General features: G+C 65.6%; 23 protein-coding genes and 2 pseudogenes. 14 read left to right on the top strand and 11 right to left on the bottom strand.

Features of this window, described 5'->3' with window-relative positions:
- The first annotated feature begins 31 nt into the window (after positions 1 to 31).
- A complete protein-coding gene (gene trpD, locus BLR03_RS08385) occupies positions 32 to 1,093 on the top strand; it encodes an anthranilate phosphoribosyltransferase (protein WP_091251636.1) in 1,062 nt (353 codons plus the stop codon).
- 106 nt (positions 1,094 to 1,199) lie between these two features.
- Here trpD and BLR03_RS08380 read toward each other — a convergent pair whose 3' ends face one another.
- Together BLR03_RS08380 and BLR03_RS08375 are read right to left on the bottom strand one after the other, a co-directional pair.
- Positions 1,200 to 1,481: an Lrp/AsnC family transcriptional regulator gene (locus tag BLR03_RS08380; protein WP_091251634.1), complete on the bottom strand. Its 282-nt coding sequence runs from the start codon at positions 1,479 to 1,481 to the stop codon at positions 1,200 to 1,202.
- An 88-nt stretch (positions 1,482 to 1,569) separates the two neighbouring features.
- A complete protein-coding gene (locus BLR03_RS08375) occupies positions 1,570 to 2,013 on the bottom strand; it encodes a DUF3054 domain-containing protein (RefSeq protein WP_091251632.1) in 444 nt (147 codons plus the stop codon).
- 145 nt (positions 2,014 to 2,158) lie between these two features.
- On the opposite strand from BLR03_RS08375, the gene BLR03_RS24360 reads away from it, so the two are divergent.
- On the top strand, positions 2,159 to 2,314 hold the full coding sequence (locus BLR03_RS24360; protein WP_161958273.1) for a hypothetical protein: 156 nt from the start codon (positions 2,159 to 2,161) through the stop codon (positions 2,312 to 2,314).
- Positions 2,315 to 2,340: 26 nt separating this feature from the next.
- Here BLR03_RS24360 and BLR03_RS08370 read toward each other — a convergent pair whose 3' ends face one another.
- Together BLR03_RS08370 and BLR03_RS08365 are read right to left on the bottom strand one after the other, a co-directional pair.
- Entirely contained in the window at positions 2,341 to 3,870 is a 1,530-nt protein-coding gene (locus BLR03_RS08370) for an alpha-amylase family protein (RefSeq protein ID WP_091251629.1), read from the bottom strand.
- The gene (locus tag BLR03_RS08365) at positions 3,870 to 6,677 is read right to left on the bottom strand and encodes an MGH1-like glycoside hydrolase domain-containing protein (RefSeq protein WP_139184490.1); all 2,808 of its coding nucleotides are present in this window, start codon (positions 6,675 to 6,677) and stop codon (positions 3,870 to 3,872) included. Before BLR03_RS08365 ends, BLR03_RS08370 begins: the two co-directional genes overlap by 1 nt.
- Positions 6,678 to 7,038: 361 nt before the next feature.
- Between BLR03_RS08365 and BLR03_RS08360 the strand changes: the two genes are divergently transcribed.
- The 3 genes from BLR03_RS08360 (at position 7,039) to BLR03_RS08350 (ending at position 9,804) form a co-directional block, all read left to right on the top strand.
- A complete protein-coding gene (locus BLR03_RS08360) occupies positions 7,039 to 7,425 on the top strand; it encodes an SHOCT domain-containing protein (RefSeq protein ID WP_091251627.1) in 387 nt (128 codons plus the stop codon).
- Between the two features lie 172 nt (positions 7,426 to 7,597).
- Positions 7,598 to 7,990, top strand: coding sequence for an SHOCT domain-containing protein (locus tag BLR03_RS08355; protein ID WP_091251625.1), 393 nt, complete (start codon positions 7,598 to 7,600; stop codon positions 7,988 to 7,990).
- A 176-nt stretch (positions 7,991 to 8,166) separates the two neighbouring features.
- Positions 8,167 to 9,804 (top strand): MFS transporter, encoded by a 1,638-nt coding sequence (locus tag BLR03_RS08350; RefSeq protein ID WP_091251624.1) that lies wholly within the window; start codon positions 8,167 to 8,169, stop codon positions 9,802 to 9,804.
- 22 nt (positions 9,805 to 9,826) lie between these two features.
- Here the strand turns inward: BLR03_RS08350 and BLR03_RS08345 are convergent, their stop codons facing one another.
- Positions 9,827 to 10,345 carry a MarR family winged helix-turn-helix transcriptional regulator gene (locus BLR03_RS08345; protein ID WP_091251863.1) on the bottom strand — a complete coding sequence of 173 codons (519 nt, stop codon included), beginning with the start codon at positions 10,343 to 10,345 and terminating at the stop codon, positions 9,827 to 9,829.
- A gap of 61 nt (positions 10,346 to 10,406) precedes the next feature.
- Here BLR03_RS08345 and lgt point away from each other — a divergent pair, with 61 nt between their 5' ends.
- From lgt to BLR03_RS08330, 3 genes are all read left to right on the top strand, one after another.
- Positions 10,407 to 11,351: a prolipoprotein diacylglyceryl transferase gene (gene lgt, locus BLR03_RS08340; protein ID WP_091251622.1), complete on the top strand. Its 945-nt coding sequence runs from the start codon at positions 10,407 to 10,409 to the stop codon at positions 11,349 to 11,351.
- The gene (locus tag BLR03_RS08335; protein ID WP_091251621.1) at positions 11,341 to 13,452 is read left to right on the top strand and encodes a transglycosylase domain-containing protein; all 2,112 of its coding nucleotides are present in this window, start codon (positions 11,341 to 11,343) and stop codon (positions 13,450 to 13,452) included. The genes lgt and BLR03_RS08335 overlap by 11 nt, the downstream gene beginning before the upstream one ends.
- 102 nt (positions 13,453 to 13,554) lie before the next feature.
- A complete protein-coding gene (locus BLR03_RS08330) occupies positions 13,555 to 13,941 on the top strand; it encodes a DsrE family protein (RefSeq protein WP_091251619.1) in 387 nt (128 codons plus the stop codon).
- A gap of 12 nt (positions 13,942 to 13,953) precedes the next feature.
- On the opposite strand, the gene BLR03_RS08325 is transcribed toward BLR03_RS08330, so the two are convergent.
- Positions 13,954 to 14,553, bottom strand: a complete 600-nt coding sequence (locus tag BLR03_RS08325; protein WP_091251618.1) for a hypothetical protein — start codon at positions 14,551 to 14,553, stop codon at positions 13,954 to 13,956.
- An 8-nt stretch (positions 14,554 to 14,561) separates the two neighbouring features.
- Positions 14,562 to 15,857 (bottom strand): MFS transporter, encoded by a 1,296-nt coding sequence (locus BLR03_RS08320; RefSeq protein ID WP_091251616.1) that lies wholly within the window; start codon positions 15,855 to 15,857, stop codon positions 14,562 to 14,564.
- A 697-nt stretch (positions 15,858 to 16,554) separates the two neighbouring features.
- Between BLR03_RS08320 and BLR03_RS08315 the strand changes: the two are divergent.
- Positions 16,555 to 17,309: pseudogene (locus tag BLR03_RS08315) on the top strand (IS5 family transposase).
- An 11-nt stretch (positions 17,310 to 17,320) separates the two neighbouring features.
- Here BLR03_RS08315 and BLR03_RS08310 read toward each other — a convergent pair.
- Together BLR03_RS08310 and trxA are read right to left on the bottom strand one after the other, a co-directional pair.
- Complete coding sequence (locus BLR03_RS08310) at positions 17,321 to 17,812, bottom strand: OsmC family protein (RefSeq protein WP_091251614.1); 492 nt, start codon at positions 17,810 to 17,812, stop codon at positions 17,321 to 17,323.
- A 70-nt stretch (positions 17,813 to 17,882) separates the two neighbouring features.
- Positions 17,883 to 18,248 carry a thioredoxin gene (trxA, locus tag BLR03_RS08305; protein WP_091251612.1) on the bottom strand — a complete coding sequence of 122 codons (366 nt, stop codon included), beginning with the start codon at positions 18,246 to 18,248 and terminating at the stop codon, positions 17,883 to 17,885.
- Positions 18,249 to 18,409: 161 nt separating this feature from the next.
- Between trxA and BLR03_RS08300 the strand changes: the two genes are divergently transcribed.
- The 4 genes from BLR03_RS08300 to BLR03_RS08285 all read left to right on the top strand — a co-directional run bounded on the left by BLR03_RS08300 (position 18,410) and on the right by BLR03_RS08285 (position 20,864).
- On the top strand, positions 18,410 to 18,712 hold the full coding sequence (locus tag BLR03_RS08300) for a rhodanese-like domain-containing protein (protein WP_091251611.1): 303 nt from the start codon (positions 18,410 to 18,412) through the stop codon (positions 18,710 to 18,712).
- 157 nt (positions 18,713 to 18,869) lie between these two features.
- On the top strand, positions 18,870 to 19,478 hold the full coding sequence (locus tag BLR03_RS08295) for a rhodanese-like domain-containing protein (RefSeq protein WP_091251609.1): 609 nt from the start codon (positions 18,870 to 18,872) through the stop codon (positions 19,476 to 19,478).
- Positions 19,475 to 20,239, top strand: coding sequence for a sulfite exporter TauE/SafE family protein (locus BLR03_RS08290; protein ID WP_091251608.1), 765 nt, complete (start codon positions 19,475 to 19,477; stop codon positions 20,237 to 20,239). The genes BLR03_RS08295 and BLR03_RS08290 overlap by 4 nt, the downstream gene beginning before the upstream one ends.
- Positions 20,240 to 20,417: 178 nt before the next feature.
- Entirely contained in the window at positions 20,418 to 20,864 is a 447-nt protein-coding gene (locus BLR03_RS08285; protein ID WP_091251606.1) for a universal stress protein, read from the top strand.
- Positions 20,865 to 20,871: 7 nt separating this feature from the next.
- Here the strand turns inward: BLR03_RS08285 and BLR03_RS08280 are convergent.
- Positions 20,872 to 21,202: pseudogene (locus BLR03_RS08280) on the bottom strand (recombinase family protein); the annotation flags it as partial.
- 177 nt (positions 21,203 to 21,379) lie between these two features.
- On the opposite strand from BLR03_RS08280, the gene BLR03_RS23915 reads away from it, so the two are divergent.
- Positions 21,380 to 21,814 (top strand): hypothetical protein, encoded by a 435-nt coding sequence (locus tag BLR03_RS23915; RefSeq protein WP_139184489.1) that lies wholly within the window; start codon positions 21,380 to 21,382, stop codon positions 21,812 to 21,814.
- A 334-nt stretch (positions 21,815 to 22,148) separates the two neighbouring features.
- Here the strand turns inward: BLR03_RS23915 and BLR03_RS08270 are convergent.
- The coding region (locus tag BLR03_RS08270; RefSeq protein WP_139184488.1) for a dihydrofolate reductase family protein at positions 22,149 to 22,670 on the bottom strand (522 nt) is incomplete at its 5' end.

Raw genomic sequence — 22,670 nt, 5'->3', positions numbered from 1 at the left:
TTTGCGGGGCCGACCTCGATAGCATCGGGAGGTGACTTCTCAGGCATCCGCACAGGCGGCAGGCAACACCTGGCCGCGGCTCATCAACGCACTCATCGGCGGCGCGGACCTTACCGCCGGGAGCACCGAATGGGCCATGAACTCGATCATGTCGGGCGAGGCCACGCCGGTCCAGGTGGCCGGTTTCCTCGTGGCCCTGCGCTCCAAGGGCGAGACCGTTGATGAAGTTGCCGGCCTCGTGGAAGCCATGGTGGCCAACGCCAACCCCATTGACATTGCCGGCGAGAAGCTGGACATCGTCGGCACCGGCGGCGATCAGCAGAACACCGTCAACATCTCGACGATGGCCGCGCTGATCTGTGCCGGCGCCGGTGCGAAGGTGGTCAAGCACGGCAACCGGGCGTCGTCGTCGTCGTCGGGATCCGCCGATGTCCTGGAGGCGCTCGGCGTCCGGCTGGATCTGCCGATCCCCCGCGTGGCGCTCAACGCCGAAGAAGCCGGGATCACCTTCTGCTTCGCCCAGGTGTTCCACCCCTCGATGCGGCACGCCGCCGTCGCCCGCCGGGAACTCGGCGTCCCGACCGCGTTCAACTTCCTGGGCCCGATGATCAACCCGGCACATGTCCAGGCTTCGGCCGTGGGGGTCGCCAATGAGCGGATGGCCCCCCTCGTGGCCGGCGTGTTGGCCAAGCGGGGGAGCCGGGGCCTGGTGTTCCGCGGCAATGACGGTCTGGATGAACTGACCACCACCGGCCCGTCGCGGGTGTGGGAGATCCGCAACGGCGAGGTTAAGGAAGAGACGTTTGATCCGCGGGAGCTCGGCGTCCGGCAGGCGACGCTCGAGGAGTTGCGCGGCGGAGACGCTGCGGCCAATGCCGCCGTCGTCCGTGCTGTCCTCGCCGGCGCGCCGGGGCCGGCCCGCGATGCGGCGCTACTCAACGCCGCCGCCGGCCTCGTGGCGTTCGACCTCGACGCCGCCGGTCCTCTCGCGGAGCGCATGGCGGCTGCGCTGAAGCGAGCCGAGGAATCCATTGAGTCCGGGGCGGCCTCCGCGGTGTTGGACCGGTGGGTCGCGTTGTCGCAGGCTGCCTGAGCCTGACCGACGGCACGTGCCGCGGCGTTAGCCAGACCTATTGAACAAGGGCGGGGCCGGCAGAATCTGCCGCCCCGCCCTTGACGTTTGCGCTACTTGGCGCCGGCTACTGTTCGAACCCGAGGGCGAAAGCCGCGTCGAGGTCGTGCTGGGAGTACGCACGGAAGGCGATCTGCGTCGTGGTGTGCACCACGCCCGGAACCTTGGAGAGTTTGTCGGCGATGACTTCGGCAAGGTCTTCATGCTTGGCGACCCGGGCAATGGCGATCAGGTCCCATTCGCCGGTCACCGAATAGACCTCGCTGATGCCCGTGATGGCGGAGATTTCCTCAGCGGTCTCCGGGATGCGTGAAGCGTCTGTCTTGATCAGGACGAATGCGGTGACCACGTGTGAGCCTTTCCGGATCGGTTGCGCCGTTTGCGGGCCTGTCGGCGGCCCGTGTGCGGGCCCTGCCATCTTCTGCAAGCCTAGTGCATCAGGCCTGCCGGCGGCGTGAACGCAGCCGCCGCACGCCGGCTGCCACAAGGCGGTAACCCATGAGGAAAACCCCGAGGCTCAGCAGGGCCACGATGATGAACGGCAGCACCACCGTCTGCCCGGTGACGGCGCGCAGGATCATGCCGACGCCGACGGTTCCGAGCCAGACGCCGACGCCGGCCGGCCATAGCCGCAGGGGGTCTCGCCACAACCGGAGGACGAGCCATGCAAGTGCCGCGCCTGCCAGGAACGGCCACGCGGTGGCAAAGACGCCCGTGATGATTTCACCCCGCTGGTGCGCATCGCGGCCAATCGCCGCGAAGAGCAGAATCAGGAAGGCATCGGCGCAGGCGGCCAGGGCGGCCGTCTGCCCGGGGCGGAGGCCGGATTTGGCGGCGTCGTGGACTGGCGGGCGGGGGGCTTGCGGGCTTGGAGAGGGCATACCTACAAGCGTAGCCTCGCCGCTCCGGCGTCGTGGTGTCCGGCCGTGGAAGCCTCGCCATGCGGAGAAAAGGCTTACGACGGCGCACAATGCCCGGACGGCGTGGCCCCCGGGCACCGTGCCGGTCCGCGCATATGATCGTGGCATGAGTACCGACGCCGTCCCGGACGCGATCGTCCCGGTGCAGCTGGATCCACAGCTGGACGGCCAGCTGAGCATCAACGACATCCTGCTCGAACTCGGCGAGGCTCCCGTCGTGCATCCCTCGCCCGACGCGGCCAGCGAACGGCACTTCTTCTAGGGCCGTTGTTGTGTCGGACTTTGCCGTCAGTGGGTGTCAGCGCTTTCCGGCAATGGGTCGAGGCGGAGCAAATGCCATTTCCATGCGTCAAGCCTGACGAACAGCCCGTCGACCAGATCGTCGCCGGCGCGGTCGAAACGCATGTCCTGGGTTTGGTCAGTCAACTGCCACCGGTGTCCACGCAGGTCCGGCCACGGCGCGCTCACTCGACCTGTTGAGGGCGCATCGCTCAGATTCACGACGATCAGCCACCGGGTGGCGCCTTCCCAGCTCCAGGCGACGAGGTTTTCGAAGCTGTTGTCGCCCGGCCACCCCGCCCGTTCACACAATTGCCAGTGCCCGGCCCGAAAGGTCGGGTCGGCGACAACCGCCAGGAGCCGGCGGTAGAAAGCCGCCAGCTCGTCATCGGGCGGCTCGGCAGGGAAACGACCGAGGAACACCGGAAGGCGTACCCGCCACCCCAACAGCTGGCCGTGGTGAATCAGCCGTGCCCCGGTCTGGGTCAGTGCCGCCACCGCCGCCGCCTGTGTACGGCCGCCCCCGAACGCAGCCGCGGCCCGTGGCTCGTCGTGATTCTCCACGAACCGGACGAGGGCGTTCTGATACGTTGGCTCCGCCAGCAGGTGAAGCCGCACCTCCTCGGCACTACCGCGGAGAAGGCGGTCATACAAACGCTTGTCGTAGCAGTAGTCGAAGCCCTGCTGCATCAGGGACCACTCAAGATCCCAATAGGCTTCGGCGACGAACACGAAACCGGGGTGGGATTCACGGACGGCGGTGATCACCGTAGGCCAGTACTCTGCGCTCGGTGCAGGCCCGACCCGGCCGCCCCAGGTGCGGGCGAAAACATCGTTCATGACCAGCATCGCCATGTCGCAACGCACCCCGTCGCACTGATCGGCGATCGATCTGACTGTCTCCACTGCCGCCGATCGCAGGGCGGGGTCGAAGGCATTGAGCTGAACCACGTCCGGCCACGCCGGGAAGTAGGGATCCCGTCCGTTGGCGAGCACCCGGTCGCCCACCTCGACGAACGACGTCGGATCCCGGTCCCGATCCGCCGCGGTTCCCGGTACGAAGAGCCCGGGTTTCCCCGTAGTCCACGGATGATCCGGGGCGACATGGTTGGGCACGAAGTCCAGAATCAAGCGGAGACCTCGCACTGCGAGCGCCTCCCGGGCGGCGGAAAGCCCGGCGGGCCCACCCAGGCGGTCGTCGACCACATAGTCCCTGACGCAGTATGGCGACCCGACAACGTCCTCGGCACGCCAATCGGGAAGAGCCGCCTGGAAATCGGACCGCAGAGCTGGATTTGCCAGCGCGATCTCGATTCCGGCGGGGCTGCGACGCCAGACCCCCATCAACCAGACCGAATCGAAGCCCAGGCCGGCAATCTCGTCCCAGTGCCGTGGCGGGACGGAGCCCAGATCGATCGGTCTGTCTTCTTCCACGCTGAGTGCTTCGAGCCAAGCCCATGTGTTGATCTCGTAGATAAAGGGGTGGGCCACAGGTGGCGTCAGGCCCGGTGGCCGGTCCCGCGCTAACACCCCATCCATCACAGCTCCCTCGCCGATCGTGACTCTCCTGAGACGGACAGCCGCCCCTCAATCTTGTTGAACATGGTTGTTTCCGGCGGTCCTGTCGTGGTGGCGGCGTCCGCCGTGTCCCCGAACACCAGCCGGTGGCTATGGTGGGGCGGGTCCAGGAGGAGGTCCGCGACCAGCGCGGACCACCCGGTCTGGTGCATGGCGCCGAGTCCGGCCCCGTTGTCGCCGTGGAAGTACTCGTAGAACAGCAGGTTGTCCTTCCACGCGGGATCGTTCTGCAACAGGTCCACACCACCATAGACCGGCCTGCGTCCGTCCGGCCCGGGGAGCCAAATGCTCACCAGGCGATCGGCGAGGTCACCGGCTATCTCCCGCAGGGTCAGGTGGTGACCGGAACGGGTGGGGTATTCGACGGTGAACTCGGGACCGAAGAACTGGTCGTACTGCAGCAGGGCCCGGATGATGAGGTAGTTGACCGGCAGCCACACAGGTCCCCGCCAGTTGGAATTGCCGCCGTACATGGCGGTCCGCGATTCGGCTGGTTCGTACTGTATTGCGGCGGTGGGCAGTCCCGGAACCGTGTAGGGCGTGTTGTGGCGCTTGGAGAGCGATCGCAGGCCGTGGGGAGACAGGAACGCCTCCTCGTCAAACAAGGTACCGAATAGCCGGGCGAGCTTGTCCATCGGGAGGACCGACAGCAGCGTCCGCCTGGACTCCCCGGATCCGCGGACCTGCCAATCGAGGATCTCGTGCCGCTCGGTCTGTTCCAACCGGCTGGCGAACCGCTTCCGCAGCCGGCGGTTCCGGTCTGTGTCCTGGGTGGGGAGCGCGACCGCGGGCAGTGCCGGGATCAACCCGACGAGGGTCTGCACCCTGATCGGGAAGCTGTTCCCGGAAGGGTCGGTGAGCCGGTCGTAGAAGAAGCCGTCCTCGGTGTCATAGCAGCCTGAATCCTCCAGCGCGTCCATGATCAGTACGGTCTGTTCCAGGAATTTCACCACCATGTCCTCATAGACGTCGTCGTATTCGGCGAGTTTGGTGGCCAGGGTGAGCATGGCCACCGAGTAGTACGCCATCCACGCGGTGCCGTCGGCCTGGTCCAGCTTGAAGCCCGGGGGCAGGTGGGATCGGTCGATTGGGCTGATGTTGTCCAAACCCAAAAAGCCGCCGCCGAACAGGTTGTTCCCGTCGGGGTCCTGCCGGTTGAGCCACCAGGTGAAATTCAGCAGCAGCTTGTTGAACACCCGCTTCAGGAAGTGCAGGTCGGTGCCGCCGTCGATGACGAACACCCGGATGGCGGCCAGCGCATGGACTGGCGGATTGACATCGTCGAAGTTCCACTCGTAGGAGGGCAGCGCACCGTTCGGATGCTGGAACCACTCCCGAAGGAGCACCAGCAGCTGGTATTTGGCGAACGCGGGATCCAGGTGCGCCCAGGTGATGGAGTGAAACGCCAGATCCCAGGCCGCGAACCACGGGTACTCCCACGGGTCGGGCATGGCAAGCACGTCGAACGAGTCCAGGTGCCGCCACCCCGTGTTCCGGCCGTTACGATGCCCGGCCGGCGGGGCCGGCTGGGTGGGGTCGCCATCCAACCATCGGTTGACCCGATACGGGTACATTTGCTTGCTCCAGATCAGCCCTGCGCAGGACTGGCGCATCACCTGCATCGGTTCGGCAGCGATCTCAGCGGGGGCGATCGCCGCGTAGAACTCGTCCGCGTCCCGCTCCCGGGCTGCCATGACGTCATCGAAGTAAGAGCCCGACCAGCCGGCCGGGGGTGTGACCTGGCCGGGGGACGGCCGGTGCAGCCGCAGCCGCAGTTCGACCCGACCGCCGCCCGGCACGGTCACCTGATGCCACCAGGATGCCTTGGTGCCCCGATGTTGCGGATTGACGGTGTCTGCGCCGGAGACCACGTGGTCGTTGATGCCGTCCTTCGGATAGGCGGTGACGGGAGCCGACCCGAACAGGCGGGCCGTGTTCGTCTCGTTGTCACAGAACAACGCCTGTGGCCGGACGCCCTCCTTGGTGGGAGCAGCATCGAGCCGGTAGCCGGCCAGTCGCGGGTGCTCGACCGCGACCCCGTCCCCGTCCAGGAACAACGACGGCGCCTCGCCGCCCGAGACCCGCCACGTGTTGCGGAACCACATGGTGGGCAACACCGAAATCGCTGCTTCCTCGGATGAATGGTTTTCGAGGGTGATCCGGGCAAGTACCTCGGTCGGTGAGGCCTTCGCGTATGCGACATCCACGGACCAGTACCGGCCCCCGTCGAAGGCACCGGTATCCAGCAACTCGAACTCGGGTTCGTCCCGGGAACGACGGGCGTTCTCCTCGACCAGCTGCTGATAGGGAAACGCTGCCTGGGGGTAGTGATACCGCCACCGCAGCCATGCATGGCTGGGCAACGCGTCCGGGTACCACCAGTATTCTTTGACGTCCTCCCCGTGGTTGCCTTGCGGACCGGTCAGCCCGAACATCCGCTCCTTCAGGATAGGATCGGCCCCGTTCCACAGCGCCAAACCCAAACACAGGTCATGGCGAATGTCGGACAGCCCTGCCATGCCGTCCTCGTTCCACCGGAACGCACGGGACCGGGCATGATCGTGCGGAAAATAATCCCACGCGTCACCACTGTCGCTGTAGTCCTCCCGAACCGTGCCCCAGGCCCGCTCCGACAGATAAGGCCCCCACTCGTACCAGGGATTCGCCTCGAACAGGACATCCTCCGCCGCACCCGTGGCCTCAGCCAGCCGGGCATGCTCAGCGGTCACAATTCGAGGTGCCGCGGGCGGCGTGGTGTCGTCGGTCATGAGGTCCTCCCAGGAAGTGGTGACGCCCAAATCTCTCAAGACATGCCCGGATCGCGGCCCAAAACCTGGTCACCGTCGACCCACAATGACGCCATCCACCGCGCCGGGTGTGCCCATTTGGGCTGATGCTATCAGGTGCTATCAGGCGGCGCGCCGCCGTCGTTGCTACGGAACAATAATTCATCGTTCGTTCACCTCGTCGAGTCGGGTCCGACTGGACGAGGACCGACGTCGCTCACTGGAGCGTCAATGCGATTCATTGACAATGCATGCCCCGTGCGTAGGCTTGGGGCGAGCTGAGTCGATCGCCTGAGTCGCCCCGGCTCATGAAGGCATCAGGGTCTCTCGAAAGGCGGAGGCAATGGGTTTTTGGGATGCCATTTGGCTCATGTTTTCGTTCGTTATGTTCGCCGCGTACCTGATAGTGCTGTTTCTGGTCATCAAGGACATTTTTTCGGATCGTCTGCGCCCCGGATGGGTAAAGGCCTTGTGGATTCTGGCCGTTCTCCTCCTCCCGCTCCTCGGTTGCCTTGCCTACATGTTGTTCTACGGGCAGCAAATGGCCGTGCGGGAATCCGCGCGACAGGACGCAACCCAGGCCGACGCCGGTGATGACATGGCGGACTACGTTCGTCGGACCGCCAACAGCAACCCCGCCGAACAGATCGCGGCGGCGAAAAGGCTCCTTGATGAAGGCACGATCACCCGCGATGAATTCCAGATGCTCAAGGCCAGGGCATTGGGATAAATGTCACCTGGGTAATGCCCGATTTCGAGGCGGTTGCGCTCTCCGTGCACAGAGGTGGAGCATGGCGGCCCCACCCCGCTCAATACAGGCCTTATGGTCCTAATGGCGGGTGTCAGGGAAGACTACTTTGGCCCTTAAGGGAATGCCAGCAGGGCTTCCTCGGAACGAAAGGATGGCTCCCGTGGAGCAATTCTGGAACGTCATCTGGCTATTCTTTTGGGGATTTGCATTCGTCTCGTACCTGTTTGCCCTTTTTGCCGTGATCTCCGATATTTTCCGGGACCGCGACCTCAACGGCTGGCTCAAGGCCGTGTGGATACTATTCCTGGTTTTCGTGCCGTTCCTCACCGTTCTTGTCTACCTGATCGCGCGCGGCCGCAGCATGGCGGAACGCCAGGCTAAGAGTGCACGGCAGGCACAGGCCGAAACGGCTGAATACATCCGTTCCGTTGCCGCAGCGTCCCCCACCCAGGAAATCGCCAAGGCCAAGGAACTGCTCGACGCCGGCACCCTGACCCAGGGCGAGTTCGATGCACTCAAGGCGAAAGCCTTGAGCCGGGCCTGACCCGGCCGTTCATGACCTGCCCTCATGGGCTACATCGTCGCCCGTGCCGTCAGCGGGGCCAGCGGACCGGCGGTATGTACCGCCACGCTTCCGGAACGGGCGGCATGACGTGAGCCAGGCGCACGCCGCGCCCCGCAGCGGCTGCGCACAACACCTCGAGAACTGCGTGTCACCCAATGAAAAAGTGGACCGCCGGCATCATCCTAGGCTGCGCACAATTCGTCATGGTGCTGGACAGCACCGTGATGAACGTTTCGATCTCGACAGTCGTGAAGGACCTCAACACGACCGTAGCCGCGATGCAGGCTGCCATCACCTTCTATACGCTGACCATGGCCTCACTGATGCTGCTCGGCGCGAAACTCGGCGACGTCTGGGGGCGGAGGCGCGCCTTCGTCATCGGCTCCATCATCTACGCCTGCGGCTCCCTGCTCACCGCACTCAGTCCCAACATCGTGGTCCTCTTTATCGGGTGGTCCGTGATCGAAGGCATCGGGGCCGTCCTGGTGATACCCGCCATCGCGGCCCTCATCGCCAACAATTATCAGGACCAGGACAGGGTGACCGGGTTCGCGATCATCGGGGCGACCTCGGGCGCCGCCGTCGCACTGGGCCCCCTTATCGGCGGCTACGTCACAACGTACCTGAGCTGGAGGTATGTGTTCGTTGGCGAAGTCGTGGTGATGGCGGCCGTGGTCGTCCTTTCACGCCTTGTGCCTGACACCAGCCGCCCGCAAAGCATCAAGATCGATGGTGTCAGCGTCCTGCTCTCGGCGGCGGGCCTGACCCTGATCGTTTTCGCCATGCTCCAAAGCAAGACGTGGGGCTGGATTTTGCCCAAGCACTCGCCGGAGATCGGCGGCGTTCCGATCAATCCGCTGGGCCTGTCCCTGGTGCCCTACCTGATATTGGCCGGCGGGTTCCTGCTGTGGGCTTTCTTCGCCCGGCAGGAAGCACTCATCCGGCGGGGGCGTCCGCCGCTGGTCCATGTCTCGATGTTGTCGATCAAACAACTGCGTTCCGGCTTGTCCGTCCTCGCCGCCCAGTACATGATCACGGCGGGCCTGTTCTTCATGATTCCGGTGTATTTGCAGATGACCCTTGGACTCAACGCGCTCGATACCGGCATCAAGATCTTTCCGCTCTCGGTTTCGCTGATTCTATTTTCGGTTGTTGGCACCCGGCTGACGTCCATATGGTCCCCGCGGCGCATTGTTCGACTCGGACAGCTCATTCTGGTGGCGAGCAGCTTCGTGTTGCTCGGATCGGTGTCCCTGGACCTCAGGAGCGTGCTCTTTGCGGTCGGAATGTTCTTCGCGGGAGCCGCCCTGGGGCTGCTGGCATCCCAGATCGGCAACGTGACGATGTCGAGTGTCGGGGTCGAGCGGTCCAGTGAGATCGGCGGGCTCCAGGGGATCTTCCAGAACCTCGGTTCCTCGCTGGGAACGGCCCTTATCGGATCCGTCCTGATCGCGTCGCTTTCGAGCTCGTTCCTGGGTGCTGTGGACAGCAGCGACCTTCCAAGCAACGTGAAGGATCTCGTTGCGGCCCAAACGCAGGCCGGCGTCAACATTGTGCCGGTGTCCACCGTGGACGACATCGCGACGCAGGCGGGCCTTTCACCCGGCGACGCCGCCACGCTGACTACGCTGTACGCCGACTCGCAGGTGTCCTCGCTCAGGGCATCGATGGTGGCCCTGGTGTTCATCGGATCGCTTTCGCTGCTGTTCTCGAAGAACATCCCCACCGCACTGGTCCGGCGGAAGCCGACGGAGGAATCCGAGACTGATTCTGCGCCATCGGGCGCGGTGTGAGTACCGCGTGAGCCTGTAGGGCTCATCGGGGCGGGGTCGGCTCTGTTCCCGGGCGGCTGTCCCGGTTCTGCTCGTCGGATTCCAGCAGGGCCGCGAGCGCGGCCAGGGCGGGCACTGCGTCTTCGATGGCTTTCTGATAGGTGGACGGCAAACGCTTCAGGGCATGGCCGACGCGGCGGTCATTGGCTGCCTGCCACGCGCCCAGCACCTCAGTGCCCTGAGGGGTCAGGCTCAGGCTCACGGACCGGCGATCGCCGGGACGGGCCAGGCGTTCCACGAGTCCGGACGTCACCATTTGTTGGACCAGGTTGCTCACCGTGTTGGTTGCCAGGCGCTGACGAGCGGCAAGTCCGCTAACGCCCAGGCCCGGTTCGTCGGCCAGTCGCTGGAGGACTTCGACCTGGGCCATGGGCAGTGATTCCCAGGGAAACTCCTGCCGCACGCTCGAGCGCAGAACGCGGCGCAGACGTGTGATGGCGCCGGTCAATGACCACGCGGCGGTGCCGGCGGTCTCATTCTCCGGTAGTGATACTTCGGCCATGTCCACGGGGCCAGCCTATCCCGATAATTCCCCCATATAGAATAGTTCTGTGACCGAACTAATGACTGCCAGTGATTCCTTCATTCCTTCACCCACGGTCAGTGCCTTTCACGTGGGCCCGCTGACCATCCACTTCTATGCCCTCTGCATCATGGCCGGCATCGCGGTGGCCATCTGGCTGGGATCCCGCCGCTGGGCGGCCCGCGGCGGCCACCCCGGCCAGGTTCTGGACATCTGCCTGTGGGCTATTCCCGCGGGAATTATCGGCGGCCGGATCTATCACGTCATCACCGACCCGGAACTGTACTTCGTTCCCGGCAGGAACCCCTGGAACGCGTTCGCCATCTGGGACGGCGGCCTGGGCATCTGGGGTGCGGTAGCGCTGGGGGTTCTGGGGGCGTGGATCGGCTGCCGCAGGGCAGGCGTCTCACTGGTAGCCTTCCTGGACTCGGTCGCCCCGGGCGTGCTCTTTGCCCAGGCCCTGGGCCGCTGGGGGAACTGGTTCAACAACGAACTCTACGGGGACCCGACCACGCTGCCGTGGAAACTCCAGATCCACCAGATGGACACCGCCACCGGGTCCGCGCTCACCGACGCCTCCGGCGCCCCGGTCGTGCTCGGCTACTTCCAGCCCACGTTCCTCTACGAGTCCCTCTGGTGCGTCGCGGTCGGCTTCCTGATCCTCTACCTGGACCGGAGATTCAGCCTCGGAGCCGGAAGCGTTTTCGCGCTCTACGTCGCGGGCTACACGGCCGGGCGGTTTGCCTTTGAGCTGATGCGCTCGGACTACGCCAACCTGATCCTGGGGCTCCGGGTGAACACCTGGGTGGCGGCACTGATCTTCCTGGCAGGGGCCGCCGGATTCGTCCTGCTCTTCCGCCGCGGGCGCTCGGTCGCCATCCCGGACGCCGTCGCCGCAGGCGCCGACGCCGATCAACAACCGCCGTCGTCCGGCCTGCGGCCGAAACAGGAGAGCGCACCGAGGGAACACACTGATGCCAAGTAGGGACTCGCGATGGGGGAAGATCCTCTCCTTCGTTGGTGCCGGTGCGCTCTGCGGCGTTCTGGTCGCGGGACTCCTCCTGCCGGCGACCGCCGTGGCGGGAACGGCTGTCAGCAATTCGATCGGCATGTTTGACCGGCTGCCCGATGACCTGGACATGAATGCCCCGCCCGCGGCCTCGACGGTGCTGGCCAGCGACGGGTCCGTGATTGCCACCTTCTACGCGGAAAACCGTGCGCCCGTGGCGCTGGAGAAGATGTCCCCGTTCATTCGGGACGGGATCGTCGCCATCGAGGACGCGCGCTTCTACCAGCACGGGGGAATCGACACCACCGGGATCCTGAGGGCGATCGTGGCTACCGCGCAGGGCGGACGCCAGGGCGCCTCCACCATCACGCAGCAGTACGTGAACAACATGATCATCGAATCCCTTGTCTCGCAGGGCAAAGGCGATCAGGTCAAGCTGGGCTACGCCAAGACGATCGGCGACAAGCTGCGGGAAATGAAGCTCGCCATTGCCCTGGAGACGAAATACTCCAAGGACCAGATCCTGCAGGGCTACCTGAACATCGTCTATTTCGGCAACGGCGCCTACGGCATCGACGCCGCCGCCCAGGAATACTTCAACGTCCCCGCCAGTGCCCTGACCCTGCCCGAGGCCGCAGCCCTGGCCGGCGTCGTGAACAGTCCCGTCTACTACGACCCGCTCACCGAGCCTGACCACGTGGTGGCCCGCAGGAACGAAGTCCTGGACAAGATGCTCCAACAAGGACGTATCACCGCATCGGAACACGACGCCGCCGTGAAAGCGCCGATCGGCCTGAACGTCCACCCCAGCAGCCAGGGCTGCTTCGGCGCGGCGACGGCGCCGTACTTCTGCGACTACGTCCAGCGGCTGATCCTCAACGACCCCGCCTTCGGGGCCGATGAAGCGGCCCGCAAGAAGCTCCTGTACCTGGGCGGGCTCACCATCCACACGACCCTGGACCCGGCGCTCCAAAAAGTAGCCCAGGAGCAGGTTGACGCCTCCATGCCCGCCGCGGATCCCCTGCAGCGCGGTTCCTCGCTGGTCAGCGTCCAACCCGGCACCGGCAAGGTTCTGACCATGGCGCAGAACACCGTCTACAATCCCGCCACGGCGCCGGGCAACTACATGGGCAACTTCGCCCTGCCCGAGAAAGACGCCACCGGCCAGCCTCTCGACGGTGCCGGCGGGTTCCAGATCGGTTCCACCATGAAGCCGTTCATCTTCGCTGAATGGCTCAACGCCGGAAAATCAATGGCCACCCAGCTGGACGGATCGGTCCGCGTCTACAGGGCCGGATATCCCTGGAAGAACTCCTGCGGAGTCACCACCGGCTCCTACGACCCTGCCCTCGGCCAGACCCCGCTGCCGAACGACGACCCCAACCATTACTACCGGATGAGCGTCCTGCAGGGCCTCTACCAATCGATCAACACCATCACCTTCCAGTCCGCCGCGCAGCTGGATTTCTGCAACATCCAAAAGATGGCGACGGCGGCAGGAGTCACCAACGGACACACGAACCAGCCCTACGACCTGTCCAGCATCGCCAACCTGATCGGGACCCAGGACGTAGCCCCGCTGACAATGGCCAACGCCTACGCCACGTTCGCCGCCAAGGGAGTGCACTGCGACCCGATCGCCCTGGACTCGGTGACCGGCCCGCATGGACGGAACTACCCTGTGCCCGGCGCGGACTGCCGGCAAGCCATCGACCCCGATGTCGCTGCCGGTGTCACCTACGCCCTGAAGAACGTGCTGACCAGGGGCTCCGGCTACAACATCCCGGTCAACAAGAGCCATGACATTTTCGCCAAAACCGGCACCACCGACGGGAACACCATGACCTGGACCGTCGGTGCAACCTCGGGCATATCCACGGCATCATGGTTCGGAAGCTACCAGGGCATCGGCCCGCGCTGGGTCAACCAGAACATCACGATCAACGGAAAGTACTATGCCGCCGTCGACGGCGCCGATATTGCCGGCGGCCAATGGGGGCATCTCATGGATGCTGCAGCGCAGCAGTTCCCCGCCGCACCGTTTGCCCTGCCGCCGGCGTCCATGCTGGGACGATGAGGCCGGTGGCCCGGACTTACCCGCCTCTGGCACAGCATGCGATGGGATAGCGGCCGCCGATTCTTCCCCGGGCCGAGGCCTTGCCATCGATAAGGAGCTGTCATGCCGAACACCGAATCTTCAAACAATGCCCCGGACGCGGGAACTGCACGCGGTCTCCTGGTCCACTCCGCTGGACCGGCCGACAGCGCCGGAATCTCGGCAGTCCTGCGCAGTGCGGCCAACGCGGTGGCCGCACTCGCTCCGGGTGTCCCGGTCGAGGTCGTTGTGCAGGGCCCCGGGGTGGGTCTGTTGGCCGCAGGGTCAACCCTGGATGAGCCGGTCAGCGAAGCCGTGGCCCGGGGGATCAGGATCCTTGCGTGCGGGAACAGCCTTCGTTCTGTGGGCCTGACGCCGGAGCAGTTGTCTTCCGGTGTCGGGTCCGTGCCGGCGGCCATTGCGCACCTGGCGTCGCGGCAGTGGGAAGGGTGGGCCTACGTCCGCCTGTGATGCGTGCTGACATCAGGTGGAAGGTCCTCTCGATGGGCCCGCTTTGGTGGGAAAGAGCGGGCGGCAGGTCGTGCACACATCGCCGGCATCCCCCTCGGTGGAGGGGGTTACGGCTCTCCGCTCCAGGTCGAGGCGGGCCCGCAGCGCCCACCCCAGAAGGGCCAGTGAGAGGAGGGCGAAGGCAGGCTGGATCGCTCCGGCCAGCACCGTGGGGGCGGCGCCGGTGAACAGATGGGCTGCCAGGTTCCCCTGGCCGGTGGACGTTGCGATGACCATTCCGGTAAGGCCGATCACGGGCCAGCGGGTGTCGCAAACGGTGGCTTCGGCTCCGATGGGTGCGCCGAGGTAGCTGCCGACGATGAGGCCGGCCAGAATCGAGCCGGCTGCGATAATTACGGCGTTCCACCACGCCGCACCGGGTGGGGTCATCATGCCGTTCATGGACACGACAACAGCGGCGGCAGCAGCAGCGGCGATGCCTGCGCCGGCCCTTCGGACCGGCCGCCAGCTTCGCAGCAGACGGAAATTACCGATCAGCTGATGCCACGCTTCGGCCTTTGCCCCGCCACTGTCGCTCGCCACTAATCCCCCGACCCGGTTGTCCGCATCCATGTCTGGTCCTAGCTGGGCACGGGTTGCGGGAGCGCCGGTGTGCGGCGGGCGTGCAGTGCAGTCCAGATGACCACGACAGCCACCAGGGCCATGGCGAGGAAACCCAGCCCGGAGTAGCCCATTGAGGCAAGAACCGGGCCCGCCAGGGCCCCGCCGAGGGCGCCTGCGGCATTCATGCTGAGGTCCGAGATCCCCTGGATGGCCGGACGGTCCTGGATGTGGACCGATTCCGCCACCATCGCAGAGCCCGCCACGACCGAAGCCGACCACCCGAGTCCGAGCAGGACGAGGCTGATCGTCACGGCGGTGCGGGAGTCCGCGGCGACACCGGCGATTATCAGGGAGGCCAGGAGCATGCCCTGGCCCAGAAGTATGACGCGCAGCCTCCCGGTTTTGTCCGCCAGCCATCCGAACACGGGGGAGAGGGCGTACATCCCCGCTATGTGCAGGCTGATGGTGAAGCCCACAATTGTCAGGCTTGCTCCGTGCTCGCGCAGGTGGACCGGTGTCATGGACATCAGTGCCACCATCGTGGCGTGGCTGAGTGCGACGGCGGCCACGGCGTATCGCGCCCTCGGGTTGCTGCGCAGTATCAGCGTGCCGCTCCGGGGCCGGGGCACCGCGACGCCGTCGTCCCGCATCGACATCGCCGCCAGCAGCGGGTCCGGGCGCAGCCCGGCCAGGTATACGAGGGCCGCGGCCAGCTGCGCGGCCACAGAGAAGGCGAAGGCGCCGGTCAGGGGCGGCAGACCGAGCACCGCGCCAACGGCCTCGCCCGGACCGAAGAGGTTGGGCCCCAGCACGGCACCGATGGTGGTGGACCAGACGACGATGGAGAGGTCCCGCGCCCTGGTGCCGGGCCGGGCAAGGTCAGTGGCGGCAAACCTGGCCTGCAGGTTGACCGCGGATCCCGCCCCGAGCAACATCAGGCCGAGCAGCAGCAGGGGAAAGACCGAGACCGATGCTGCAGTGATGGCGATGACGGCGCCTGTTCCTGCGATCAGCGCCCCGGTGGACAGCGAAATCCGCCGCCCCCGGGCGACTGCAAGCCGGGCCAGGGGTATGGCGGATAGTGCCGCCCCCAGAGTACTCATGGTCGCGGCCATGCCGGACCACGCCGGTGATCCGGAAAGCTGTGCCGCCAGCAGCGAACCCAGCGACAAGGTCGCGCCCATGCCGATGCCGCCGAGAATCTGCCCGCCGACCAGGACAGTGACGACTTTGCGCTGCGGGGGGACGGCGACGGCGGGGCCGGCCGGAGGCGCGATGAGCCGTGGTCCTGCGGACCCGGGAGTTGTTGGCATTCCGTCAGTCTCTCAGATACCCCAGGGGGTATGCAAGAGGGGTCCTGCGTCTTGGCAAACGATACCCCTGGGGGTATTATTGAGGATGTAGCCAACCTACTGAGGAGTCATAATGTGCAGTCCCGTCCGTTGCAACAACTGTGGAAAGATCACCTGGGCCGGCTGCGGCGAGCATGTCGAATCGGTGATGGCCGACGTTCCGGTGGAACGGCGCTGCACCTGCGCCTGACCCGGCGCTCAGTACCTGCCCTGTAATACGTCCGCGGAGTACGGGGACGTATTACAGGGAAACGAGTCGAAGCCGCTGAGTCATCGGGCACACCTTGGTGAGGATCGGCGGCGGACCTGCTCCCGCGGTGACCGTGGCCTGACTAAGACCTCTATCCAGGACGGATGCGGCCGGATGCGCTGGCTGCGTCGGGCCGGTCCCGAGGGTGCAGCCCAAGGCCAGGCGGCGATCCGCAGGGTCTGCTGTCGGCGTTTTGGTCCCGTCGGCAGCCTCCACTTCCCCCGTGGGCTGTGAAGGTCGGCTGGCTTGCCGGGCGTGGGGATTGTTCCTTTGGCGGCCCGCGGGTTGCTGTTTATGGCGCCGCCGCCCCGCGTGGCGCGGATGACGCCCGCATTCCAAGCCGTGGCCTGCTGGGGGCCTAGGGCGTGTCTCCTAAATCGGGGACTTGTTGGCTGGAATGCTTGAGGGGTGTCGAGAACATCTGTTTTGAGTGATGAGCAGTGGTCCCGGATCGAGCCGTTGCTGCCGAGTTCGGACGGGCAGCGGGGCCGGCCGTTCCGTGGCCACCGCCAGGTTGTTGAAGGCATTATTTACCGGTACCGGTGCGGCCGGGCAGATCGACTGGACAGTTTCGGTGGACTCGACCGTCAACCGGGCCCACCAGCACGGGACGAACCTTCCCCGCACCACAGGGGGAACTCCCGAATTACAAGAAACTGCTTGAGGAACCGCCCGACCACGCCATCGGCCGCTCCCGGGGTGGGCTGAGTACCAAGAATCATCACGCCTGTGACGGTAAAGGCCGACCGCTGGCGATGGTTCTTGGCCCCGGACAAGGTGGCGGCTCGCCGATGTTCCCCGTCGTCATGGGCGCGATTCGGGTTCCTCGTCTCGGGGGCGGCCGTCCCCGGACACGGCCGGATGCCGTGATGGGCGACAAGGCGTACTCGTCGCGGGCGAACCCGTCACTGCTGCGCAGCCGGGGCATCAAAGCCGTCATCCCTGAACCCTCTGACCAGATCGGACACCGCAAACGCCGCGGATCACGCGGCGGCCGCCCGGTGGACTTCGACTCCGAGACCTACAAAGGCCGCAATAGCGTCGAAAGGTCCTTCAGCCTCTTCAAACAATGGCGCGCCATTGCCACCCGCTACGACAAACTCGCGCTGACGTACCGTGCCGGCGTCGTCCTCTACGCCGTCGTCATCTGGCTACGCCAATAAGGAGACACGCCCTAGGGGTTTGCGTTCGGCCGTCCGGGGTCGAGGGCGAAGTCCACCGAGATCTCGGGGACTGTTGTCAGTGAGTTGTGCACCGTGCAGTGGGAAGCGACGGCGAGGAGAGCCTCGCGGCGTTCGGCGGGCACGCCGGCGGGGATGGCGAGGTGTACATCGATCCGGGTAACGCGTGCGGGGCGTGAGCCCATGCGGAAATCCGCCTCCACGGCCAGGCCCTCGGTGGGCAGGTTGTGCCGGTCCAGGTAGCGGCGGGCGTAGAACGCGACACAGCCGGCGAGGCTCGCAACGAACAGCTCTGTCGGGGTGGGGCCGGTGTCCTCCCCGCCGTCGCCGGCCGGCTGGTCGGTCCGGATGACGTGACCGCGGACATTGATGTCGAAGCGGTCACCGCCCCGGTGCACGACGTGTACCGGCTGGCTGTCGCCGGACGCGGGGCCAGGGGCCGGAGTTGTACTGCCCGGGGCTGTGATGACTGGTTCGCTGCTCATGTGTGCTTCTCGATCCGTAGGTGGGGCATGCCCCGGAAGCCCCGGTCGGGGCTGGGGGTCCGTTGCTGTCCTAGGATGCCGGGACGGCGGCAATTTTTGCCCGGACCTCGTCCATGTCCAGGTCCTTGATGGCGGTGACGAGCTGCTCCAGCCCGGCCGCGTTCATTGCCCCGGGCTGGGAGAAGACGAGGATCCCGTCCCGAAAGGCCATCAGGGTGGGGATGGAGGTGATGCGGGCGGCAGCGGAGAGGCCCGGCTCGGCCTCGGTGTCCACTTTGGCGAAGACGACGTCCTTGTGGTTCTCGGAGGCCTTGCTGAAGGTGGGGGCGAACATCCGGCAAGGGCCGCACCAGGCTGCCCAGAAATCCACCAGCACGATGCCGTTGCCGGTGATGGTGTCGTTGAAGGTCTTTTCGGAAATGTCGATGGTTGCCATAGAGGAACTCTATACCCCTGGGGGTATTACTTCAAGGGTGCCGCCGGTTTGCTTTATACCCCTGGGGGTATCATTATTGAAGGAGGGAGATGCCCGCCGGGAACCGCCGGGTCCTTAGTTTTTGTAGCACCTCAGCCCCGTCCTACCGAAAGGTCCAGCACATGGAAATCACCCCACAGCAGCTCGCAGAACAGCTCAAGAGCGGCAGTGATGCCCAGATTGTGGATGTCCGCGAATCAGCTGAAGTTGCCGAAGGCATGATCCCCGGTGCCAGGCACATTGCCCTTGGCGAGCTGGGCCGGCGCCTCGGCGACCTGGACAAATCCCGTCCCGTCATCGCCGTGTGCCGCAGCGGGCGCCGGAGTGCGGTGGCCGCGGACCAGCTCACGGCCGAAGGCTTCACGGCGTACACCGTGCCCGGCGGAATGCTTGACTGGACGGCCGCGGGCTTCCCGACCGGCTGATCCCACCAGACTGCCCGGGCGGCGCGCCCCCAAACGCCGCCCGGGCTTCCACCTGCCCGGACCGTGTCCCTGACGTGCCGAAGCGGGCGGTGGAGGACGGCCACCCGCAAGCGCGGGGCCGCCACAAGAAATGCTCCAAGATATACCGAAAGAGATCATGACTTCCTTGAACACGACCACTGCCCTTGATACCGCTCCCAAATCCATCGATGCCTCGACCCTGAAGGCCTGGGAAGACAACCACGATGATCTGATGATCATCGACGTGCGCAGCGGCGCAGAGTTCGATGCCCTGCACATCAACGGCTCGTACCATGTGCCGCTGGCCATGCTCAGCGAACACACTGAAGAGTTCGCGGCCAAGATGGGCACCCGCGTGGTCCTTGTCTGCCAGTCCGGCAATCGGGCCGAACAGGCCCGCAAGCACCTGGACTCCGTCGGCCTGGCCAGTGCCAGTGTCCTGTCCGGCGGGGTGCCCGCCTATGAGGCGGCCGGCGGGAACGTTGTCCGCGGCCGTGGCGCCTGGGCCCTGGAACGTCAGGTCCGGATGACCGCCGGTTCCCTTGTCCTGGCCGGCGTGCTCGGCAGCAAGTTCATCTCGCCCAAACTCGGCCTGATTGCCGGCGGTATCGGCGCCGGCCTGACGTTCTCCGCGGCCACTAATAGCTGTGCCATGGGTCAGATGCTCTCCAAGATGCCGTGGAACCGCTCCGCGAACGAGCCCACCGCACACCAGGCCCTGAAGAACCTGGACGCCCGGGCATGATCATCTCCGCGGCGGCCTTCGGGCTGATCGTCGGTGGCCTGCTGGGCCTGGTCGGGGGCGGCGGATCCATCCTCGCCGTGCCCGCCCTGGTCTATGGCGTGGGGCTGCCGCTTGCGGCGGCAATCCCGACGTCGCTGGTCGTCGTCGGCGCTTCCTCCGCCGTCGCGGTGCTGCCCCGGCTGCGGGCCGGCGTCAACTGGCGCCTGGCGCTGATCATCGGCGCGGCAGGAACCGTGACGGCGTACCTTGGCGCGATGGTCAACCGGCTTCTGGACCCGAAGATCCTGTTGCTGGCTTTTGCCGCAATCATGGTCTTCGCCGGCATCCGAATGCTGATGCCGTCCAAATCCTTAGGCGGTGCCTGCGCACTGCCCGGCGGCGGCGTCAACTGGCGCAGCTGCCTGCCCAAGGCAATCGCCACCGGCGCCGTCGTCGGGTTCCTGACCGGTCTGCTGGGCGTGGGCGGCGGCTTCCTGATCGTCCCGGCGCTCACCCTGATTCTCGGACTCCCGATGGCGTTGACAGTCGGGACCTCCCTGGTGATCATCGTGATCAACTCGGCGGCCGGCTTCGCCGCCCACCTGGGTGATCTGCAGATCGACTGGGCCGTCACGGCAGCCTTTGCCGGCGCCGCGATGGTCGCATCGCTCATGGCGGGGCGGATCGGCACTGGCATCCCGGACAAAGTCCTCAAGCGGGGCTTTGGCATCCTGGTGCTGGTGATCGCCGCCTATGTCGCTATGCAGGCGCTCCTCTCCTGAGAGTGGCTGCCCGTGGTTTGAGAAGGGCGCCGGAGGACCTGTCCTCCGGCGCCCTTCTCGTTGCCCGCCACGGGCGCCTCCAGCAGTGGCACCCCCTTGATTCCACGGTGCGACGGGAGGATCGTGGGCCGTGCGGCACGACGTCGTGGCGAACACGCAGTTTCCGTAGGGAGGCACGATGACGGCGGGTACGGTTTTCCTGATTGTCGTCGGGGTCGATGGGTCGGACTCGTCGCTGGCGGCGCTGGATTGGGCCCTTGAGGAAGCCCGGCTGAGAACCGGGGAGGTTCACGTCGTCACAGCATGGCATTACCCCGTCATTGGTGATGCTGCCGGCAAGGCTGAGGACCATGATTCGTTCGGCGACAACGCCCGGCGCGCAAACGCTGGGGCGCTGCGGCGGGCATCCGGAACCGGCCTTGTGGTCACCGGTGAAGTGACAGAGGGGCATCCCGCCGACGTACTCGCGAAGGCTGCAACCGGGGCCGATCTCCTGGTGGTCGGATCGCATGGCCACGGCGGCTTCGCCGGAATGCTCCTGGGGTCGGTGTCGAGCCATGCAGTGCACCATGCCCATTGCCCTGTGGTGGTAGTCCGTACCGGCGCGGATACAGTTCAACGCTGAAGCCACTGATGGCGCGGTATACGGTTGAGCGCGCCACGGTGAAGAGTTCGGCAAGTTCCGCCGTCGTGTGCATTCCTGCCCGGTAAACGGAGACCAGGTGGGCCTCCTGCTTCTTGGAAAGCTTCGGCTGTTTCCCCACGGAGGCGGCCCTTCGCCTTAGCGACCGCCGTGCGTTCGCGAGTCCGCGCCCGGATCAGGTCTGCCTCGAATTCGGCGACCATGGCCAGGACGTTGAAGAGAAGACGGCCTACGGGATCGGTCGGGTCGTGGACGGAGCCGCCGATGCTCAGCTTGACTTCGCGGCGGGTAAGTTCGTCAACGATGTCCTTCGCATCCGGCGAATCATGATGCGGAAATTTTGGATATCCCTTGCCCCGGTGGGGGACCGGCTTACGGGAGCCCTGATCGACTGCTTTGGGTTCGGCGAACGAGTCCTCGAGCGCGGTGGGATGCGCCGCCCGGCGAGTCGACAACGAAATCATTTCCCGATACTCGTTATGCGCAAGACTCACTGCATGGCATCATGGCGGAATTCTGCATCACAGCTGGCACAGGACGACTTGGATAAACTGCTCAATGCAGTTCTACCTTTTGCAATCGAGACGGTTGGAAGTCGCGGAGAGTTGTGTCCGTTTGGTGCAACTATTGCGAAAGATGGGCTGACCGCCTTGAGCGCGGCAGACCCGGGCGTGGGCGAGAGACCAAATTCAAACGACGTACTGGCTCTTCTGCGTGACGGCGTGACTGCGGATAAGGATTCCCTGCGAGCAGCCGCGTATGTCGCCGATGTGCGGGTCGAGGGCGGCGACGCCATTCGAGTCGAGTTGGAACACTCAGAGGGTGTGGCGATAGTCGTCCTCGTGCCGTATAGCAGGAGCCGGCTTCGCAAGAGTGTCAAGGTGGGCGAAATGCGGGTGCAGCCAGGCGAATTGCAGGCCTGGGATGGCTAACGCTCGTGGGGTGGCTGGGCAACACTCTTCGCCAGACCTTGAGCCGAGGGCGTCAGGTGATGGATCCCCTGTTGGATCGTGCCACAGAGGGTTCGGCTTACGGGCAGAGCTGCCTGCGGGTGCTTCAGCGTGGCACCACGTCATTGAATTGGATCACTTTGTGGTGCTGCTCGCGGACTTCGATGTGTCGGTGGGTCATATTGTGGCGCAACCGTTTCTGTTGAAGGCTGAGGTCGCCGGGGCGGTGCGCAGGCGTACTCCGGACTATCTGCTGCCCGTCGACGTGGGGCCGCTGGTGGTGGACTACTTCCCCGACCGCGCGGAGGAATCGCGCTCAGCGCCTCGTCTCGTATCTGGTCAGGACCACGCCGCCGGGAAACGTCCGCGTCTCCACCAGGTTCAGGTTCACCCAGCTGTCCAGCGAGGTGAAGAACGGAGTGCCGCCGCCCACCAGGACCGGATGGGTGGCCAGCGCGTACTCGTCGATCAGCCCCGCCCGCATGGCCGCCCCGGCGAGCGTTGCGCCGCCGACGCTCATCGGGGCGCCGTCCCCGGCCTTGAGCCGGGTGATCTCGGCGATCGCGTCGCCGGCGATCAGGCGGGTGTTCCAGTCGACCTTGTCGATCGTCGAGGAGAACACTACCTTTGGCGTGTCCCGCCAGTTTCGCGCGAATTCGATCTCCGCCGGGGTGGCGTTGGGCTGCTGGTCGCCGGTCGGCCAGTAAGAGCTCATGGTCTCCCAGAGCTTGCGGCCGTACAGGGACAGGCTGCTAGCCCGGTCCTGGTCGAGCCACCACTGGAACAGTTCGTCGCTGGGCCCGCCCCAGCCGATGTCGTCGCCGGCCGCGGCGATGTA

Origin of the sequence: Arthrobacter sp. ok909, from assembly GCF_900104405.1 — a bacterium.
GTDB lineage: Bacteria > Actinomycetota > Actinomycetes > Actinomycetales > Micrococcaceae > Arthrobacter > Arthrobacter humicola.
This window is presented reverse-complemented; position numbering and strand designations above follow the sequence as displayed.

Bases quoted from the DNA above. Each gene is read 5' to 3' on its own strand.
- BLR03_RS08375 (WP_091251632.1), bottom strand. From the start codon at position 2,013: ATGCCCTCTCCAAGCCCGCAAGCCCCCCGCCCGCCAGTCCACGACGCC.
- BLR03_RS24360 (WP_161958273.1), top strand. From the start codon at position 2,159: ATGAGTACCGACGCCGTCCCGGACGCGATCGTCCCGGTGCAGCTGGAT.
- BLR03_RS08370 (WP_091251629.1), bottom strand. From the start codon at position 3,870: ATGGATGGGGTGTTAGCGCGGGACCGGCCACCGGGCCTGACGCCACCT.
- BLR03_RS08365 (WP_139184490.1), bottom strand. From the start codon at position 6,677: ATGACCGACGACACCACGCCGCCCGCGGCACCTCGAATTGTGACCGCT.
- BLR03_RS08360 (WP_091251627.1), top strand. From the start codon at position 7,039: ATGGGTTTTTGGGATGCCATTTGGCTCATGTTTTCGTTCGTTATGTTC.
- BLR03_RS08355 (WP_091251625.1), top strand. From the start codon at position 7,598: ATGGCTCCCGTGGAGCAATTCTGGAACGTCATCTGGCTATTCTTTTGG.
- BLR03_RS08350 (WP_091251624.1), top strand. From the start codon at position 8,167: ATGAAAAAGTGGACCGCCGGCATCATCCTAGGCTGCGCACAATTCGTC.
- BLR03_RS08345 (WP_091251863.1), bottom strand. From the start codon at position 10,345: ATGGCCGAAGTATCACTACCGGAGAATGAGACCGCCGGCACCGCCGCG.
- lgt (WP_091251622.1), top strand. From the start codon at position 10,407: ATGACTGCCAGTGATTCCTTCATTCCTTCACCCACGGTCAGTGCCTTT.
- BLR03_RS08335 (WP_091251621.1), top strand. From the start codon at position 11,341: ATGCCAAGTAGGGACTCGCGATGGGGGAAGATCCTCTCCTTCGTTGGT.
- BLR03_RS08330 (WP_091251619.1), top strand. From the start codon at position 13,555: ATGCCGAACACCGAATCTTCAAACAATGCCCCGGACGCGGGAACTGCA.
- BLR03_RS08325 (WP_091251618.1), bottom strand. From the start codon at position 14,553: ATGGATGCGGACAACCGGGTCGGGGGATTAGTGGCGAGCGACAGTGGC.
- BLR03_RS08320 (WP_091251616.1), bottom strand. From the start codon at position 15,857: ATGCCAACAACTCCCGGGTCCGCAGGACCACGGCTCATCGCGCCTCCG.
- BLR03_RS08310 (WP_091251614.1), bottom strand. From the start codon at position 17,812: ATGAGCAGCGAACCAGTCATCACAGCCCCGGGCAGTACAACTCCGGCC.
- trxA (WP_091251612.1), bottom strand. From the start codon at position 18,248: ATGGCAACCATCGACATTTCCGAAAAGACCTTCAACGACACCATCACC.
- BLR03_RS08300 (WP_091251611.1), top strand. From the start codon at position 18,410: ATGGAAATCACCCCACAGCAGCTCGCAGAACAGCTCAAGAGCGGCAGT.
- BLR03_RS08295 (WP_091251609.1), top strand. From the start codon at position 18,870: ATGACTTCCTTGAACACGACCACTGCCCTTGATACCGCTCCCAAATCC.
- BLR03_RS08290 (WP_091251608.1), top strand. From the start codon at position 19,475: ATGATCATCTCCGCGGCGGCCTTCGGGCTGATCGTCGGTGGCCTGCTG.
- BLR03_RS08285 (WP_091251606.1), top strand. From the start codon at position 20,418: ATGACGGCGGGTACGGTTTTCCTGATTGTCGTCGGGGTCGATGGGTCG.
- BLR03_RS23915 (WP_139184489.1), top strand. From the start codon at position 21,380: ATGGCATCATGGCGGAATTCTGCATCACAGCTGGCACAGGACGACTTG.